General features: G+C 72.0%; 18 protein-coding genes. 13 read left to right on the top strand and 5 right to left on the bottom strand.

Features of this window, described 5'->3' with window-relative positions; genetic code table 11:
* The first annotated feature begins 53 nt into the window (after window positions 1-53).
* The 5 genes from atpA to WCD74_RS13285 are packed head-to-tail and all read left to right on the top strand — an operon-like array spanning window position 54 to window position 5,204.
* The gene (atpA, locus tag WCD74_RS13305) at window positions 54-1,763 is read left to right on the top strand and encodes a F0F1 ATP synthase subunit alpha (protein WP_373696077.1); all 1,710 of its coding nucleotides are present in this window, start codon (window positions 54-56) and stop codon (window positions 1,761-1,763) included.
* A gap of 9 nt (window positions 1,764-1,772) precedes the next feature.
* On the top strand, window positions 1,773-2,798 hold the full coding sequence (locus tag WCD74_RS13300) for a F0F1 ATP synthase subunit gamma (RefSeq protein WP_337695314.1): 1,026 nt from the start codon (window positions 1,773-1,775) through the stop codon (window positions 2,796-2,798).
* A gap of 34 nt (window positions 2,799-2,832) precedes the next feature.
* Complete coding sequence (atpD, locus tag WCD74_RS13295; RefSeq protein WP_337695313.1) at window positions 2,833-4,287, top strand: F0F1 ATP synthase subunit beta; 1,455 nt, start codon at window positions 2,833-2,835, stop codon at window positions 4,285-4,287.
* Window positions 4,288-4,289: 2 nt separating this feature from the next.
* On the top strand, window positions 4,290-4,694 hold the full coding sequence (locus WCD74_RS13290) for a F0F1 ATP synthase subunit epsilon (protein WP_337695312.1): 405 nt from the start codon (window positions 4,290-4,292) through the stop codon (window positions 4,692-4,694).
* A 45-nt stretch (window positions 4,695-4,739) separates the two neighbouring features.
* On the top strand, window positions 4,740-5,204 hold the full coding sequence (locus tag WCD74_RS13285) for a DUF2550 domain-containing protein (RefSeq protein WP_337695311.1): 465 nt from the start codon (window positions 4,740-4,742) through the stop codon (window positions 5,202-5,204).
* On the opposite strand, the gene WCD74_RS13280 is transcribed toward WCD74_RS13285, so the two are convergent.
* Window positions 5,201-5,785 (bottom strand): cob(I)yrinic acid a,c-diamide adenosyltransferase, encoded by a 585-nt coding sequence (locus WCD74_RS13280; RefSeq protein WP_337695310.1) that lies wholly within the window; start codon window positions 5,783-5,785, stop codon window positions 5,201-5,203. The genes WCD74_RS13285 and WCD74_RS13280 overlap by 4 nt on opposite strands.
* 65 nt (window positions 5,786-5,850) lie before the next feature.
* Here WCD74_RS13280 and murA point away from each other — a divergent pair, with 65 nt between their 5' ends.
* A complete protein-coding gene (gene murA, locus WCD74_RS13275; RefSeq protein ID WP_337695309.1) occupies window positions 5,851-7,128 on the top strand; it encodes a UDP-N-acetylglucosamine 1-carboxyvinyltransferase in 1,278 nt (425 codons plus the stop codon).
* Between the two features lie 7 nt (window positions 7,129-7,135).
* Here murA and WCD74_RS13270 read toward each other — a convergent pair whose 3' ends face one another.
* Window positions 7,136-7,429, bottom strand: a complete 294-nt coding sequence (locus WCD74_RS13270) for a hypothetical protein (RefSeq protein WP_337695308.1) — start codon at window positions 7,427-7,429, stop codon at window positions 7,136-7,138.
* 111 nt (window positions 7,430-7,540) lie between these two features.
* Here WCD74_RS13270 and WCD74_RS13265 point away from each other — a divergent pair, with 111 nt between their 5' ends.
* The gene (locus WCD74_RS13265; RefSeq protein WP_337695307.1) at window positions 7,541-9,619 is read left to right on the top strand and encodes an ethylmalonyl-CoA mutase; all 2,079 of its coding nucleotides are present in this window, start codon (window positions 7,541-7,543) and stop codon (window positions 9,617-9,619) included.
* Between the two features lie 200 nt (window positions 9,620-9,819).
* Here the strand turns inward: WCD74_RS13265 and WCD74_RS13260 are convergent, their stop codons facing one another.
* Both WCD74_RS13260 and WCD74_RS13255 read right to left on the bottom strand, forming a co-directional pair.
* Complete coding sequence (locus tag WCD74_RS13260; protein ID WP_337695306.1) at window positions 9,820-10,803, bottom strand: methyl-accepting chemotaxis protein; 984 nt, start codon at window positions 10,801-10,803, stop codon at window positions 9,820-9,822.
* Window positions 10,804-10,943: 140 nt separating this feature from the next.
* Window positions 10,944-11,507: an NUDIX domain-containing protein gene (locus WCD74_RS13255; RefSeq protein ID WP_337695305.1), complete on the bottom strand. Its 564-nt coding sequence runs from the start codon at window positions 11,505-11,507 to the stop codon at window positions 10,944-10,946.
* A gap of 43 nt (window positions 11,508-11,550) precedes the next feature.
* Here WCD74_RS13255 and nucS point away from each other — a divergent pair, with 43 nt between their 5' ends.
* The 6 genes from nucS (at window position 11,551) to WCD74_RS13225 (ending at window position 16,840) form a co-directional block, all read left to right on the top strand.
* A complete protein-coding gene (nucS, locus tag WCD74_RS13250) occupies window positions 11,551-12,210 on the top strand; it encodes an endonuclease NucS (RefSeq protein WP_337695304.1) in 660 nt (219 codons plus the stop codon).
* 10 nt (window positions 12,211-12,220) lie between these two features.
* Entirely contained in the window at window positions 12,221-12,697 is a 477-nt protein-coding gene (locus WCD74_RS13245) for an HIT family protein (protein ID WP_337695303.1), read from the top strand.
* Window positions 12,698-12,724: 27 nt separating this feature from the next.
* A complete protein-coding gene (locus WCD74_RS13240) occupies window positions 12,725-14,257 on the top strand; it encodes an aldehyde dehydrogenase family protein (RefSeq protein WP_337695302.1) in 1,533 nt (510 codons plus the stop codon).
* A gap of 93 nt (window positions 14,258-14,350) precedes the next feature.
* Window positions 14,351-16,129, top strand: a complete 1,779-nt coding sequence (locus tag WCD74_RS13235) for a 3-hydroxyacyl-CoA dehydrogenase family protein (RefSeq protein WP_337695301.1) — start codon at window positions 14,351-14,353, stop codon at window positions 16,127-16,129.
* Between the two features lie 19 nt (window positions 16,130-16,148).
* On the top strand, window positions 16,149-16,406 hold the full coding sequence (locus WCD74_RS13230; RefSeq protein WP_373696076.1) for an Rv1322 family protein: 258 nt from the start codon (window positions 16,149-16,151) through the stop codon (window positions 16,404-16,406).
* Window positions 16,403-16,840 carry a DoxX family protein gene (locus tag WCD74_RS13225; protein WP_337695299.1) on the top strand — a complete coding sequence of 146 codons (438 nt, stop codon included), beginning with the start codon at window positions 16,403-16,405 and terminating at the stop codon, window positions 16,838-16,840. Before WCD74_RS13230 ends, WCD74_RS13225 begins: the two co-directional genes overlap by 4 nt.
* Here the strand turns inward: WCD74_RS13225 and WCD74_RS13220 are convergent.
* Window positions 16,794-17,579, bottom strand: coding sequence for an IclR family transcriptional regulator (locus WCD74_RS13220; protein WP_337695298.1), 786 nt, complete (start codon window positions 17,577-17,579; stop codon window positions 16,794-16,796). The two genes, WCD74_RS13225 and WCD74_RS13220, sit on opposite strands and share 47 nt — an antisense overlap.
* Window positions 17,580-17,616: the final 37 nt, after the last annotated feature.

The following is a 17,616-nucleotide window of genomic DNA, read 5'->3' as shown; positions in this document are numbered from 1 at the left end:
CGGACCCCTCCTGTAGACATCATTACGTAGGACATCAAGCGAGAGCGGGAACCATGGCCGAGTTGACCATCTCCTCCGACGAGGTCCGCAGCGCGATCGAGGACTACGTGTCCTCCTACTCCGCGGACGCCTCCCGTCAGGAGGTCGGCATCGTCACCTCGACGGGTGACGGCATCGCGTACGTCGAGGGCCTGCCCTCGACCATGACCAACGAGCTGCTCGAGTTCCCCGGGGGCGTGCTGGGCCTGGCCCAGAACCTCGAGGAGCGCGAGATCGGCGTCGTCATCCTGGGCGACTACGAGACCATCGAGGAGGGCCAGCAGGTCACGCGCACCGGCCGCGTCCTCTCGGTGCCGGTGGGCGACGGCTTCCTCGGCCGGGTGGTGAACCCGCTCGGCCAGCCCCTCGACGGCCTCGGCGAGATCGAGGCCGAGGAGAACCGGGTAATGGAGCTGCAGGCCGCCACGGTCGTGCAGCGCAAGGAGGTCAAGCAGCCGCTGCAGACCGGCATCAAGGCGATCGACGCCATGACGCCGATCGGCCGCGGCCAGCGCCAGCTGATCATCGGCGACCGCAAGACCGGCAAGACCGCGGTCTGCACCGACACGATCATCAACCAGCGCGAGGCGTGGGAGACCGGCGACCCGCAGCAGCAGGTGCGCTGCGTCTACGTCGCCGTCGGCCAGAAGGGCACCACGATCGCCGGTGTGCGCCAGGCCCTCGAAGAGGCCGGCGCGCTGGAGTACACGACGATCGTCGCCGCCCCGGCGTCCGACCCGGCGGGCTTCAAGTACATCGCCCCGTACGCCGGCTCGGCCATCGCCCAGCACTGGATGTACCAGGGCAAGCACTGCCTGATCATCTTCGACGACCTGTCGAAGCAGGCCGAGGCCTACCGCGCGATCTCCCTGCTGCTGCGCCGCCCGCCGGGCCGCGAGGCCTACCCGGGCGACGTCTTCTACCTGCACTCGCGGCTGCTCGAGCGTTGCGCGAAGCTCTCCGACGACCTCGGGGGCGGCTCGCTGACCGGCCTGCCGATCGTGGAGACCAAGGGCAACGACATCGCGGCCTACATCCCCACGAACGTCATCTCGATCACCGACGGGCAGTGCTTCCTCGAGTCCGACCTGTTCAACCAGGGCCAGCGGCCCGCGCTGAACGTCGGGAACTCGGTGTCGCGCGTCGGTGGTTCCGCTCAGATCAAGGCCATGCGCTCGGTCGCCGGCCGCCTGCGCGTGGAGCTGGCGCAGTACCGCGAGCTGGAGTCGTTCGCGGCCTTCGGGTCCGACCTCGACGCCACCTCGCAGGCCCAGCTCGACCGCGGCGCGCGCCTGATGGAGCTGCTGAAGCAGGGCAACGGTGAGCCGTACCCGGTCGAGGAGGAGGTCGTCGGCATCTTCCTCGGCACCCGCGGTCACCTCGACTCGGTCCCGGTCGAGGACGTCGCGCGCTTCGAGTCGGAGTTCCTCGAGCACGTGCGCCGCGACGGCGGGGTGCTCGCGGAGATCCGCGACACCGGCCAGCTCTCGGACGAGAACGAGGACCGCCTGAACAAGTCGGTCTCCGAGTTCAAGAACCAGTTCGAGACCAAGGACGGCGACAACCCGACCGACGACGGCGGCTCGGGCGAGCTCGCGAGCGCCGAGGACAAGGACACGTCGGAGTCGAACTCCTCGGACTCGTCTGACTCCGGCTCGGACTCGTCGGGCTCCTCGGCGTCCTCGGACTCCTCCTCCGACGAGTCCTCCGACTCGAAGAGCTAGGGCAGGCGCATGGCAGCCAACCTCCGCGTCCTGAGGCGACGCATCAGGTCGACCAAGAACATCGCCCAGATCACCAAGGCGATGGAGATGGTCGCGGCGTCGCGCATCTCGAAGGCGCAGGCCCGGGTCTCCGCGTCGCGGCCCTACGCCGACGAGTTCACCCACGTCCTGCAGACCGCCGCGCGCGCCGGCGCCAGCGACCACCCGCTGCTCACGCCGCGGGAGGAGCCGAAGCGCGTCGCCATCGTCGTCGTGACCTCCGACCGGGGTCTGTGCGGCGGCTACAACGCGAACGTCCTGCGCGAGACCGAGCGACTCATCCGCTCCCTGTCGGACGAGGGCAAGGACCCGGTGCTCTTCGTCATCGGCGGCAAGGGCACCGCGTACTTCCGGTTCCGCAACCGCGAGATGGCCGGCCAGTTCACCGGCTTCTCCGAGGTGCCGGACTACGCGAACGCCGCCCACGCGGCCGACCACCTCACCGCGGCCTTCCTGGCCGGCGGCGAGGAGGACGTCTCCGTCGACTGGGACGACGACGAGCACGCCGACTCGGGCACCGACCGGAAGTCAATGTTCCGGGCCCCGAAGGAGGCCGAGGGCATCCCGGGGGTCGACGAGATCCACATCGTCTTCACCCAGTTCCGCTCGATGATGACCCAGAGTGCGATCTCCCTGCAGGTCGCGCCGCTGGAGCTGGACACCGAGGACTCCGACGAGGAGTCGTCCGGATCGGGCTCGTCGTCCTCGGACGACGGCGAGGGAGAGGGTCGGGGCGCGGAGTACTCCTTCGAGCCCGAGCCCGAGGTGCTCTTCGACAGCCTCCTGCCGAAGTACGTCCGGGCGCGGGTGTTCGCCGCGCTGCTCGACGCCGCAGCTTCCGAATCGGCGGCGCGGCAGCGGGCGATGAAGGCCGCGACCGACAACGCCAACGATCTCGTCGACAACCTCGTCCGCGAGTCCAACCAGGCACGGCAGGCCCAGATCACGCAGGAGATCAGCGAGATCGTCGGTGGCTCGAACGCGCTCGCCCAGTGAGCGAGCAGACGCAGCAGATTCCCCGGGAGTGACCATGACCCAGTCCACCGCCACGGCCGAGTCCGGCCGCGACGAGCAGCAGTCCGGTGCCACCGGCCGGATCACCCGCATCCTCGGCCCCGTCGTCGACGTGGAGTTCCCGCGTGGCGAGGTGCCGGACCTCTTCAACGCCCTCAAGCTCCCGGTGGAGCTGAACGGCGAGGAGAAGACCCTCACCCTCGAGGTCGCGCAGCACCTGGGCGACAACCAGGTCCGCACGATCTCCATGCAGCCCACCGACGGCGTCGTCCGCGGCTCCGAGGTGCACGACACCGGCAAGCCGATCTCGGTGCCGGTCGGCGACGTCGTCAAGGGCCACCTGTTCAACGCCCTCGGCGACTGCATGGACGACCCGGGCTACGCCGAGGACGCCGAGCACTGGGGCATCCACCGGCCGCCGCCCCCGTTCGAGCAGCTCGAGGGCAAGACCTCGGTGCTCTGGACCGGCCTCAAGGTCGTCGACCTGCTGACCCCCTACGTCGAGGGCGGCAAGATCGGCCTGTTCGGCGGCGCGGGCGTCGGCAAGACCGTGCTGATCCAGGAGATGATCCAGCGCATCGCCCGCAACTTCGGTGGCACCTCGGTGTTCGCCGGCGTCGGGGAGCGCACCCGTGAGGGCAACGACCTCTGGGTCGAGCTCGACGAGGCGAACGTCCTCAAGGACACCGCCCTGGTCTTCGGGCAGATGGACGAGCCGCCGGGCACGCGCATGCGCGTCGCCCTGTCGGCGCTGACGATGGCGGAGTACTTCCGCGACGTGCAGGAGCAGGACGTCCTGCTGTTCATCGACAACATCTTCCGGTTCACCCAGGCGGGTCAGGAGGTCTCCACGCTGCTGGGCCGCATGCCCTCGGCCGTGGGCTACCAGCCGACCCTGGCCGACGAGATGGGCGAGCTGCAGGAGCGGATCACCTCGACCCGCGGCCGCTCGATCACCTCGATGCAGGCGATCTACGTGCCCGCCGACGACTACACCGACCCGGCGCCGGCCACCACGTTCGCGCACCTCGACGCCACCACGGAGCTCTCCCGTGGCGTGTTCGCCAAGGGCATCTTCCCCGCGGTGGACCCGCTGACGTCGACGTCGACGATCCTCGACGCGCAGTACATCGGCGAGGAGCACTACCGCGTGGCCCGCGAGGTCATCCGCATCCTGCAGCGGTACAACGACCTCCAGGACATCATCGCCATCCTCGGTATCGACGAGCTCTCCGAGGAGGACCGGCTCACCGTCGGTCGCGCCCGTCGCATCGAGCGTTTCCTCGGCCAGAACATGTACGCCGCCGAGCAGTTCACCGGTGAGCCCGGCTCCACGGTGGACGTCAAGGACACCGTCGAGGCGTTCGACAAGATCGCCAAGGGCGAGTACGACAACGCCCCGGAGCAGGCCTTCCAGATGTGCGGTGGCCTCGACGACGTCGAGGCGAACATCAAGAAGTACTCGGAGTAGTCGTGGCCGAGATGCAGGTCGACGTCGTCGGCGTGGAGAAGAAGATCTGGTCCGGTGAGGCCAGCTTCGTCTCCGCCCGCACGGTCGAGGGGTCGATCGGGATCCTGCCCGGCCACGAGCCGCTGATCGCGCAGCTGCGCGAGAGCGGCGTGGTCCGGGTGGACCCGACCGACGGCGAGTCGTTCCACGTGGCGGCGTTCGGCGGGTTCCTGTCGGTCACCGCGGAGTCGGTCACCGTCCTCGCCGAGCTCGCGGAACTGGCCTCGGAGATCGACGTGGCGCAGGCCAAGGACGACCTCCGGGAGGCCGAGAACGCCATCGGCGACTCCGACGACCAGGAGTGGCGCCTCGCGCGCGACCGGGCCCGGGCCCGGCTCCAGGCCGCGGGCGAGTCGGTCGAGCAGTAGGAACACGCACCGGGTGCAGGGCCTCACCGCCGCCGTGGGACGAGCATGACGACCGTCGGGATGTGGGTCGAGCTCGTGCTCATCGTGGTGGCGGGGGTCCTGCTCCTGGTGGCGCTCGTCGCGCTCCGGCGGCTGCAGTCGCTGCGCCGCGGCGGCGTGGACGTCGCGGTCCGGCGCGCGCTGCCGGCCGACGCGGTCTCGGCCGCGGACGACCAGCGCGGCTGGCACTCCGGGATCGCCCGCTACCGCGGGGACCAGTTCCGCTGGTACCGCGTCAGCGGGCTGCGCTCGGGCCCGAACGTCGTCCTCGACCGCTTCGACGTCGAGATCACCGACCGTCGCCCGCCCCGCCCCACCGAGCTGCACGCGCCCGGCTCGACCGTGCTGCGGTGCCGCACGACCGACGGCACCTTCGAGCTCGCGATGGGCGCCGACGTGCTCACCGGGTTCTCCTCCTGGCTGGAGTCCACCCCGCCCGGCCGGTCGACGGGGTACCGCCAGGCGAGCTAGGGCTCCTGCGCCTCCGGCCCGCCCGGCTGCCACAGCACGTCCCCGCCCGGGTTCGCGACGCGGCCGAGGATGAACAGCAGGTCGGAGAGCCGGTTCAGGTAGCGGGCCGGGACCGGGCTGGTGCGCTCCGGGTCGGCCTCGAGCACCGCCCAGGTGCTCCGCTCCGCCCGCCGGCACACCACCCGCGCCACGTGCAGGTACGCCGCGCCCGGGGTGCCGCCGGGCAGGATGAACGAGTTCAGCTTCTCCAGCTCGCCGTTGAACTCGTCGCACCAGCCCTCGAGCCGCTCGACCTGCGCCTCGGTCACGCGCAGCGGCGGGTACTCCGGGTCCTCGGTCACGGGGGTGGCGAGGTCGGCCCCGACGTCGAACAGGTCGTTCTGGATCTGGCGCAGCGGCCCGGCGACCCGTTCCGGCAGGTCCCCGACGGCGAGCGCGACCCCGATGGCGGCGTTGGCCTCCTCGGAGTCGGCGTAGGCACCGAGGCGCGGGTGCGTCTTGGGCACACGGGAGAAGTCGGACAGGCCGGTGGTCCCGTCGTCGCCGGTGCGCGTGTAGATGCGGGTCAGGTGCACGGCCATGGGGGCAGCATAGGTCGGCGCCCTGGGCGTCGAGCGCCACAGCCCGGCCGGTAGCGTCGCGGAGCGTGAACGAGCACTTCGTCGTGCGACCGGCCGGTTCCCTGCAGGGCACCGTCGACGTGGTCGGCGCCAAGAACAGCGTGCTCAAGCTGATGGCCGCGGCGCTGCTCGCCGAGGGCCGGACGACGATCACGAACTGTCCGCAGATCCTCGACGTGCCGCTGATGGGCGACGTGCTGCGCAGCCTGGGCTGTGCGGTCTCGGTCGACGGCGACACGGTGGTCATCGACGTGCCGGCCGAGCTGAACCCGGAGGCGGACTACCGCTCGGTGTCCCGGCTGCGGGCGTCGGTGTGCGTGCTGGGCCCCCTGGTGGCGCGCTGCCGCCGCGCGGTGGTGCCTCTGCCGGGCGGGGACGCGATCGGCTCGCGGCCCCTGGACATGCACCAGGCCGGCCTGCGGCTGCTCGGCGCCCGCTCGGAGATCTCGCACGGCAGCGTGGTGGCCGAGGCGGGCGACGAGGGGCTGCGCGGGGCGCAGATCTGGCTGGACTTCCCGTCCGTCGGGGCCACCGAGAACATCCTCATGGCGGCCGTCTTCGCCGAGGGCACGACCGTCATCGACAATGCCGCCCGCGAGCCGGAGATCGTCGACCTCGTCCGGATGCTGCAGGAGATGGGCGCGAAGATCTCCGGCGGCGGCACGTCCACCCTCACGGTCCAGGGCGGCGCCGAGCTGACCCCGACCACGCACCGGGTGATCGGGGACCGCATCGTCGGCGCCACCTGGGCCTTCGCCGCCGTGATGACCGGTGGCGACGTGACCGTGCGCGGCGTCGACCCGCACCACCTCGACCTCGTCCTGGACAAGCTCAGCCAGGCCGGAGCGACCACCGAGATCGTGTCGGAGGGCTTCCGGGTGTCGGGGCACGGCCGCCGGCCGCAGTCGGTGGACTGGGTGACGCTGCCCTACCCGGGCTTCGCGACCGACCTGCAGCCCATGGCGATCGCCCTGTCCGCGGTGTCCGAGGGCACCTCGATGATCACCGAGAACATCTTCGAGGGGCGCTTCCGCTTCGTGGAGGAGATGGTCCGGCTCGGGGCGGACGCCCGGACCGACGGCCACCACGCGGTGGTGCGGGGGGTCGCCCGCCTGTCCAGCGCGCCGGTGTGGGCCTCGGACATCCGGGCCGGCGCCGGGCTGGTGCTCGCCGGGCTCGTGGCCGACGGCGACACCGAGGTGTGGGACGTCGCCCACATCGACCGCGGCTACCCGCTGTTCGTCGAGAACCTCCGCGCGCTCGGCGGGGACGTGGAGCGGGTGAACGCACCGCCGCAGCGGTGAGCCCCGGTCACATCCGCAGGACGACCTTGGCGTCGTCGACGTCGCCGGGGAAGACCAGCAGGTCCCAGCCGTCGGTGCCGTGGGCGATCGTGGCCCGCACCTTCTCCCGGGCGAGCCGGCCGGCGAGGACCTCCGCGGCCTCGCGGGTCGGGACCGTCGCGACCGTCTCCAGCAACCCGACGTCGCCACCCTCGCTGGGCATCGCGCCCGTCGGGCCCGATCCGAAGGTGTAGCGCAGGAACCCCGCGAGCAGGATGACGACGGCGATGGCCGTGAGGATCTCGCCGATCGAACCCACCATGTGATGCCTCCCGGCTCCATCGTGACCGATCCTGTGAAAAGCAGCATGTGCAGCGTCGCCGCGACCCGCCGGTAACCTCCACGGGTCCGGTCCCTGCTCGGAGGTTCCCTGATGCCGTACCCGACCGACGACTCGCGCGACCGCCCCTGGGTCATGCGGACCTACGCCGGGCACTCGTCCGCGAAGGCGTCCAACGAGCTCTACCGGCGGAACCTCTCCAAGGGGCAGACGGGTCTCTCGGTCGCGTTCGACCTGCCGACGCAGACCGGGTACGACCCCGACGACGAGCTCGCCCGCGGCGAGGTGGGCAAGGTCGGCGTGCCGGTGTCGCACATCGGGGACATGCGGGCGCTGTTCGACCGGATCCCGCTGCACGAGGCCAACACCTCGATGACGATCAACGCGACCGCGATGTGGCTGCTCGCGCTCTACGTCTCCGTGGCCGACGAGCAGGCCGAGGCCGACGGGCGGGACCCGCAGGCCGAGCGCAGCAAGCTCGCGGGGACCACCCAGAACGACATCGTCAAGGAGTACCTCTCGCGCGGGACCTACGCGTTCCCGCCGGCTCCGAGCGTCCGGCTGATCACCGACATGATCGCGTGGACCGTCTCGAACGTGCCGAAGTGGAACCCGATCAACATCTGCAGCTACCACCTGCAGGAGGCCGGGGCCACGCCGACGCAGGAGGTCGCCTACACGATCTCCACCGCGATCGCGGTGCTCGACGCGGTCCGCGACTCCGGGCAGGTCCCCGAGTCCGACTTCGGCAAGGTCGTCGGCCGCATCTCGTTCTTCGTCAACGCCGGGCTGCACATCATCGAGGAGATCTGCAAGCTGCGGGCCTTCGCCCAGCTCTGGGACGAGCTCTGTCAGGAGCGCTACGGCGTCACCGACGAGAAGATGCGCCGCTTCCGCTACGGCGTGCAGGTCAACTCGCTCGGGCTGACCGAGGCGCAGCCGGAGAACAACGTCCAGCGGATCGTCCTGGAGATGCTCGCCGTCACGCTCTCCAAGGACGCCCGCGCCCGCGCCGTGCAGCTCCCGGCGTGGAACGAGGCGCTCGGTCTGCCGCGCCCGTGGGACCAGCAGTGGGCGCTGCGCATGCAGCAGGTGCTCGCCTACGAGACCGACCTGCTCGACTACGACGACGTGTTCGCCGGCTCGCACGTGATCGAGACCAAGACGGCGTCGATCGTCGAGGGCGCCCGCGCGGAGATCGCGAAGGTCGCCGAGATGGGCGGCGCGGTCGCCGCGGTCGACTCCGGCTACATGAAGTCGCAGCTGGTCAGCTCGCTCGCCGCGCGGCGGATGCGCCTGGAGTCCGGCGAGGACACGGTCGTCGGGGTCAACAAGTTCACCTCCACCGAGCCCAGCCCGCTGCAGGCCGAGGGCGCCGACGCGATCTTCGTCGTCGACAAGGAGGTCGAGGAGCAGGCCCGCGAGGCGGTGCGCGCCTGGCGGGCCGATCGTGACGACGAGGCGGTGACGGCGGCGCTCGACCACCTCACCGAGGCCGCCGGCGGCTCCGAGAACCTCATGGCGGCCACGCTCGCGTGCGCGAAGGCGGGCGTGACGACGGGGGAGTGGGCCGGGGCGCTGCGCGGCGTGTACGGCTCCTACCGCGCTCCCACCGGGGTGACGGCGGCCTCGTCGTCGGGATCGAGCGCGCCCGGGTCGGAGGCCGCGGACGGCGAGCCGACCGAGCTCGAGCAGGTGCGCGAGCGGGTCCGCCGGACCGCGGCGGACCTGGGGGTGTCCGCGCTGCGGATGCTGGTCGGCAAGCCGGGGCTGGACGGACACTCCAACGGCGCCGAGCAGATCGCGGTCCGCGCGCGCGACGCCGGCTTCGAGGTCATCTACCAGGGCATCCGGCTCACCCCGGCCGAGATCGTGGCGGCCGCGGTGCAGGAGGGCGTGCACGTCGTCGGGCTCTCGATCCTGTCCGGGTCGCACCTCGAGGTGATCCCGGCCGTCCTCGACGGGCTCGCCCGCGCCGATGCCGCCGACATCCCGGTGGTGGCGGGCGGGATCATCCCGCCGGCCGACGCGGAGCAGCTGCAGCGGCTCGGGGTGCACCGCGTGGTGACGCCGAAGAGCTACTCGCTGACCGGGATCATGGGCGAGTTCGTCGACGTGATCCGCGAGGTGCACGGGCTGGACGCCGACCGGGAGGCGGCCGCGCAGGCGTAGCGGCCCGCGTCGTCGGTCGAGACCGCGGGCCGGGACGGCGCGGCCTCCGGGGCCGTCGCGGGCACGTCGGTGGAGCGGGACGGCACCCCGAGCGGGGCGTGCGAGGCTTCCCGCCGACGAGAGGGCCCTCATCGGGCCGGACGGGCTGCTCGGAGCCCGATGAGGGACCTCTCGGGACTCGCCGGCGGCGCCGGAGCGGGTCAGTCCCCCTGCTCGAGGTCGTCGTCCTTGGACTCGCCGCGGCGCTTGAGGAACGAGAACCCCGGGATGCCGTCGATGGCGTTGCGCAGGTCCTTGGTGACGTCGAGGAGCTCGTGCAGGTCCGGACCGACCCGGTCGAGGGTCTCGAGGATCGGGAGGATGTCGGTCGACATGTGGTGGGCCAGGGCCGGGAGCTCGTCGACGAGCCGGATCGCCGCGTCGATCTCCTCCGGCGCGAGGTCGTCGACGAAGCGTTGGGACAGCGGGGCGGCCTTCTCCAGCATGGGGCGGTAGAGGTCCAGCAGTTCCTGGGCGCTGCGGCTCGTGCTGCCGGCGGAGGTCATGACCTCGTCGGCGCCCTTCGTGATCGTCCGCGCCGAGTCCACGACCTCGCTCGCCCCGGACGTGATCGTCCGCGCGGAGTCCACGACCTCGCTCGCGCCGCCGGTGATCTCGCGGGCCTGGGTGACGACGTCGTTGGCGCCGCCGGTGATCTGGCGGGCCTGGGTGACGACCTCGTTTGCGCCGCCGGTGATCTGCCGGGCCTGGGTGACGACCTCGTTTGCGCCGCCGGTGATCTCGCGGGCCTGCGTGACGACGTCGTTGGCGCCGCCGGTGATCTCGCGGGCGGAGCCGACGACCTCGTTGGCCCCGCGGGTGATCGTGCGGGCCTCGTCGACGACCTCGTTCGCCCCGGTCGTAATCGTCCGTGCTTGGGTGACGACCTCGTTCGCCCCGCCGGTGATCGTCCGCGCCTCTCCGATGACGCCCTCGATCTCGACGACGATGCCCTCCGCCCGGTCGACGAGGCCGTCGACGCGTCGGGCGATGCCGTCGAGCGTCGCGAGCAGCCGGGTCACCTCGCCGAGCAGCGACTCGACCTGGCCGGGCAGTCGCGCACCGACGCCCGCCACCTCCGCCGTCCAGGACAGGACCTCCGACGGTGTCGGGAGAGCCAGCGGACCGAGGCGCACCAGGGGCATGACCTCAGTGTTCCCCGTTCCAGCAGGGACCTGCGGTACCGATCCGAGGTTGCTCCGAACGGCTCCGGATCTTCTCGACCCCGCGCACACCCCCCGACACAACCGCCCCTGGACGATCGAGGCAGCGTGACGAACGTGGGTCAGCGTCCGGAGAGCAGGAGGAGCGCGTACGCGGCGATCGACTGGGCGTCGGTGATCTCGCCCGCGCGGACCCGGTCCTCGAACTCCGCGCGCGTCACCCAGGCGGCGCGCATGTCCGCCTCGGTCTCCTCGCGGTCGGGGTCGCCGGCGACGAGGTCGGTGGCGAGGAAGGCGCGGCCGCGCTGCGAGGACAGGCCGGGTGCGACGTCGAGCAGGCCGAGCGGGTGCCACGACCGCGCGGTCAACCCGGTCTCCTCGCGCAGTTCCCGGGCGGCGAGCTCGGCCGGGTCCATGACGGCGCGGTCGGGCGCGGTGCCCTGCGGGAACTCCCAGCGACGCAGTCCGAGGGGGTAGCGGAATTGCTCGACCAGCATCATCCGGTCGCGCTCCGACGGTCCGGCTCCGCTGCGCTGCGCGTCCCCGTCCAGGGCGATGACCAGCGCGTAGTGCGGCTTGTCGACGACGCCGTAGAGGCCCTCGCCGCCGTCGGGCCGGACGAAGGTGTCCTCCCGGATCGTCATCCACGGGTTGGCGTAGATCTCGCGCGAACTGGTGGTCTCCACGCCCCCCGATGATCCACGACCGGGGGTCTCTACCCTCGGGGCCGTGCGCCTCGTCATCGCCCGCTGCACGGTCGACTACGCGGGACGGCTCACCGCGCACCTGCCGAGCGCCGTGCGCCTGCTGCTGGTGAAAGCGGACGGGTCGGTGAGCGTCCACGCCGACGACCGCGCCTACAAGCCGCTGAACTGGATGAGTCCACCGTGCTGGCTGACCGAGGACGACGGGTCGTGGGTCGTCCGGAACAAGGCCGACGAGACGCTGACGATCACCCTGGAGGAGATCCAGCACGACTCGTCGCACGAGCTCGGGCTCGATCCCGGCCTGGTCAAGGACGGCGTCGAGGCCCACCTGCAGGAGCTCCTGGCCGAGCACGTGCACACCCTCGGGGACGGCTGGACGCTCGTCCGCCGCGAGTACCCGACGGCGATCGGCCCGGTCGACCTGCTCTGCCGCGACCACGACGGCGGGTCGGTGGCGGTGGAGATCAAGCGGCGCGGCGAGATCGACGGCGTGGAGCAACTGACCCGCTACCTCGAGCTGCTCAACCGCGACCCGCTGCTCGCCCCGGTCCAGGGCATCTTCGCCGCGCAGCAGATCAAGCCGCAGGCCCGGGTGCTCGCCACCGACCGCGGCATCCGCTGCGTGACGCTGGACTACGACGCCCTGCGCGGCATCGAGTCCGACGAGTTCCGCCTGTTCTGAGCATGACCTGATGCGCCTGCCCCCGATCCGCCGCACCCCGAGGCGACAGGTGCTGCCGGCCGAGGTGGGCGGGGAGTGCGTCTTCTGCGCGATCGTCGCCGGGCGGGCGGAGAGCAGCATCATCCACGACGACGGGTCGGGGCCGGTCGCGTTCCTCGACCTGCAGCCCGCGGTCGCCGGTCACACGCTCGTCGTCCCGCGCCGCCACGTCCCCGATCTCGCCGGCCTCCGCACCGACGAGGGCGCCGCGCTGTGGGAGGTCGGGACACGGGTGGCCGCCGCGGCCCGGGCGGCCGGCCTCGCCGACGGGGTCAACGTCTTCCTCGCCGACGGTGCGACGGCGGGGCAGGAGGTCTGGCACGTCCACCTGCACGTCCTGCCGCGCACCGCCGGCGACGGCCTGAGGCTCGACGGCGCGTTCCGGCTCGCGGAGCGGACCGAGCTGGACGCGACCGCGACCCGCCTGCGGGGAGCACTCGCCAGATAGGTGTACCCGCCGGTAACGTCCGGCCCCATGACCAGCACGGCAGCGCGGCCCTCGAACGACGCCGGAGCAGCATCGACGTCCGGGAAGACCTTCGACTCGCTCGACCCGCGGGACGGCTCCGTCATCGCGACGCACCCGGTGCAGGGGCCGGACGAGGTGCGCGCCGTGGTGGACCGCGCGCGGCGTGCGGGGCAGTGGTGGGCGGACCTGGGCTTCGACGGACGGCGGGACCGCCTCGGGGCGTGGCGCCGGCTGCTGATCGACCGCACCGACGAGCTGGCCGCCCTGGTGAGCCGCGAGACCGGCAAGCCGCTGGACGACGCGCGGCTCGAGGTCGTCCTCGTCATCGACCACCTGCACTGGGCGGGCAAGCACGCGAAGGCGGCGCTGGGCCGCAAGCGGTTCGAGGCCGGCGCGCTGATGGTGAACCACCGCGCGACGATCGAGTACCGGCCGCTCGGCGTCATCGGCGTGCTCGGGCCGTGGAACTACCCGGTGTTCACGCCGATGGGCTCGATCGCCTATGCGCTCGCGGCGGGGAACGCGGTCGTGTTCAAGCCCAGCGAGCTGACCCCGACCGTGGGGAAGTGGCTGGTCGACTCGTTCGCCGAGGTCCTGCACCGCACCGACGGCTACGGCGAGGGCCTGTTCGCGCTGGTCACCGGCGAGGGCGAGACCGGGGCCGCGCTGTGCCGCTCCGGGGTGGACAAGGTCGCCTTCACCGGGTCGACGGCCACGGCCAAGAAGGTCATGGCCACGTGCGCGGAGAGCCTGACCCCGATCCTCGCCGAGTGCGGCGGCAAGGACGCGCTGCTGGTCGACCACGACGCCGACCTCGACGACGCGGCCGCCGCCGCGGTGTGGGGCGCGATGTCCAACGCCGGCCAGACGTGCATCGGCGTGGAGCGGGTCTACGTGGTCGACGCGGTCGCGGAGGCGTTCCTGGACAAGGTGGCCCAGCGCGCGGCGACGCTGCAGCCGGGCGGCGAGCCGCGCTCGGTGTACGGGCCGATCACGATGCCCAGCCAGCTCGGGATCATCTCCGGCCAGATCGACGACGCGCTCTCCAAGGGGGGACGCGCCGTCGTCGGGGGCCGGGAGTCGGTCCGGGCGCCCTACGTCAACCCGGTCGTGCTGGCCGACGTGCCCGAGGACTCGACCGCGGTCACGGACGAGACCTTCGGCCCCACCGTCGTGGTCAACCGCGTCCGTGACATCGACGAGGCCGTGGAGCGCGCGAACGCGTCGCGCTACGGCCTCGGCGGGTCGGTCTTCGCGAAGAAGCGGGGCTACGAGGTGGCGCGCAGGCTGCGCTGCGGCATGGTCTCGGTCAACGGCGTCATCGCGTTCGCGGCGATGCCGTCGCTGCCGTTCGGCGGGGTCGGCGACTCCGGCTTCGGGCGCATCCACGGCCGAGACGGGCTGCGGGAGTTCACGCGGGCGCTCGCGGTCTCCGAGCGGCGGTTCAAGAGCATCAACGTCATGACGTTCGACCGGCCCGGGTGGGTCGTGAAGGTGCTGTCCGTGCTCGCCTCGGTCATCTACCGACGGAACCGGTAAAGCCACCGGAGGGGTACGTCACGCGCCGGTGTCCCGGCGCGGCGACGTGCCACGATCGGCGGGATCCAGCAGCAGACGACGGAGGGATCAGCAGTGGCGCGCGAGTTCGCCCGGGTGGGTGTGGTCGGTCTCGGCACGATGGGGGCCGGCATCGTCGAGGTGTTCGCCAAGGGCGGCATCGAGGTGGTCGCGGTCGAGGTGACCGAGGCCGCCGCCGCGCACGGCAGGGAGCAGATCGAGTCCTCCACCGCGCGTGCCGTGTCCCGCGGGAAGCTCGCCGAAGAGGACCGGGCGGCCCTGCTCGAGCGCGTGCGCGTCACCACGGACATGTCCGAGCTCGGCGACGTCGCGCTCGTCGTGGAGGCCGTGCCCGAGCGGCTCGAGCTCAAGAGCGAGGTGTTCGCGGAGCTGGACAAGGTCTGCGCCGCGGACACGATCTTCGCCTCGAACACCTCGTCGCTGTCGATCACCGAGCTGTCGGTGCGCACCCAGCGCCCCAGCAAGGTCGTCGGGATGCACTTCTTCAACCCGGCGCCGGTGCAGCCGCTGGTGGAGCTCGTGCGCACCGTCGTCACCGAGCCCGACGTCGTCGACGACGTCCGCGCGCTGGCCGAGCGCCTGGGCAAGTCGCCGGTGGTCTGCGGCGACCGCGCCGGCTTCATCGCCAACCAGCTGCTGTTCACGTACCTGAACCAGGCCGTGGGCATGTTCGAGTCGCACTACGCGGGCCGCGAGGACCTCGACGCCGCGATGAAGTTCGGGTGCGGCTACCCGATGGGCCCGCTGGCGCTGATGGACCTCATCGGCCTCGACACCGCCTACGAGATCCTCGAGGAGATGTACCGGCAGTCGCGCAACCAGCGGCACGCGCCGGCGCCGATCCTCAAGCAGATGATCACGGCGGGCCTGCTCGGCCGGAAGACCGGGCGCGGCTTCTACACCTACGCCGAGCCGGGCTCGTCCCAGGTCGTGGCGGACGCGCTGACCCCGCCGCCGCCCGGGTCGGACGACGCGACGCTGCGCCCGATCTCGCGGGTCGGCGTGGTCGGCACCGGGACGATGGCCACCGGCATCGCCGAGGTCTTCGCGAAGGCCGGCTACGACGTCGTCGTGCGCGGCCGGTCGGAGTCCAAGGGCGAGGGCGCCGTCGCGGCGGTGCGCAAGTCGCTGGAGAAGGCCGTGGTCAAGGGCAAGCTGACCGAGGACGCGCGCGACGAGACGCTCGCGCGCATCACGACCACGGTGGACTTCTCCGGGCTCGCCGAGTGCGACATCGTCGTCGAGGCGATCGCCGAGGACCTCGAGGTCAAGCAGGCCGCGTTCTCCGCGCTCGACGAGGTCTGCAAGCCCGGGACGATCCTCGCGACGACGACCTCGTCGCTGCCGGTCGTGGAGTGCGCCGCGGCGACCTCGCGCCCGGCCGACGTCGTCGGCATGCACTTCTTCAACCCGGCCGCCGTCATGAAGCTGGTGGAGATCGTCTCGCCGATCACCACCGCGCCGGACGTCACCGCGACCGTCCGCGACCTCTGCGCGAGGATCAAGAAGGCGCCGGTGCTCTGCGGGGACCGCGCGGGCTTCATCGTCAACGCGCTGCTCTTCCCGTACCTGAACGACTCGGTGGCGATGCTCGACGCGCACTACGCGACCGTCGACGACATCGACTCGGCCATGAAGAACGGCTGTGGCCTGCCGATGGGCCCGTTCGCGCTGCTCGACGTGGTGGGCCTGGACGTCTCGCTCGCCATCGAGCGGTCGCTCTACCAGGAGTTCCGCGTGCCCGGGTTCGCCCCGACGCCGCTGCTGGAGCACCTGGTGACGGCGGGCCGGCTCGGCCGCAAGACCGGGCACGGGTTCCGGGACTACCGGTGAGCCCCTGGGCGTAGCGCCCATGTCGCGCAAGAACCGCCGAATGGCGGGCGGGGAGGCCCGTCCGCTGTTCGGTGGCGCCCTGTCCTACGTCGAGCGCGGCGGGCGGCGTTGGGCGGTGCGGGCGATCAGCGGGTCGTCCGCGACGAAGACCTACCGCTGCCCGGGGTGCAACCAGGAGATCCGCCCCGGCACGGCGCACGTCGTCGCGTGGCCGGTCGACGAGGTCGGCGGCGGTGACGAGCGCCGGCACTGGCACTCGGGGTGCTGGCGGCGATGAGCGGGTCGGCCGAGTCCCTGCCGCGGCGGCTCGCACGGTGGCTGCTCGGAGCGTTCCTGACGACGGCCGGGGTCACCCCCCTCGGACCGTTCCAGGTGCAGTTCCGCGGGCAGGTGCCGTCGTGGTTCCCGGTCGACGCGGACCTCGTCGTACTGGTCTCGGGGGTCGTCGAGATCGTCCTCGGGCTCGCGCTGCTCCTCCTGGCTTCCCGACGACGGGTCGTGGGGGTCGTCGTCGCGCTGTTCTTCGTCGCGATCTTCCCGGGCAACCTGTGGCAGTACCTCGACGGCGTGTCCGCGTTCGGCCTGGACGACGACCGTGCGCGCCTCACCCGGCTGTTCTTCCAGCCGCTGCTGGTCGGATGGGCGCTGTGGATCGCGGAGGTGTTCACGCGAACCAGCCGGCGGGAGCGGTCCCGCTCAGCCGCCGGGTGAGCGCGCGGGCCGCCGACCGGGTCGCCGCGGCGATCTCCTCCTCCCCGGTCGTGGCCCGGTCGCCGCGACCCGTCACGCTGAACGCCGCCACGGGTGTGCCGTGGTGGTCGAACGCGCACGCGCCGACCGACCGCATCCCCGCAGTGATCATCCCGTCCTCCCGGGCCCACCCGCGGGCGCGTTCGACGGCGAGCAGTTCGCGGAGCTCGGGCAGGGACGTCGGACCGGACTCCGTCCGGGTCACCAGGGGAGCCGCGAACAGCGCCCGCAGCTGCGCCGGGGCCAGGTGCGCCAGCATCGACCGCCCGTTGGCCGTGAGCGACGCGGGGAGCCGGACCCCCACGTCGGTGACCAGCGAGACCGGGAACGACTGCCGCGGCGGGCGCTCCTTGACCAGGTAGAGCGTGTCCGCGCCGTGCAGGATGCCGAGGTGTGCGGTCTCGCCGGTGCGGGCGGCGAGGCGCCGGGCGAGCGGACGGCCGAGCTGCTCCAGCGGCGCGTGCCGCAGGTACGCGCTGCCGATCTCGAAGGCCGCCACGCCCAGCCCGTACGCGCGCTCCTCGGGGTAGTGCAGGACGAAGCCGCGCTCGGTGAGCACCGCGAGCAGGTGGTACGCCGACGAGCGCGGCATCCCGAGCTCCCGGATCAGCGTGGCGCCGGGCACCGGGCCGGAGCGCCCCGCGAGGTGGAGCAGGACGTCCAGCGCCTTCCCGACGGCGGGAGAGGTGCTGCTGCCCACGGGTGCCTCCTCGGACGTCTCGGATTCGAGACGACCG

This window comes from Actinomycetospora aurantiaca (assembly GCF_037401875.1).
GTDB classification, from domain to species: Bacteria; Actinomycetota; Actinomycetes; order Mycobacteriales; family Pseudonocardiaceae; genus Actinomycetospora; species Actinomycetospora aurantiaca.
Note: the sequence above shows the minus strand (reverse complement) of the source record. Positions and strands in the feature narration are given on the sequence as shown.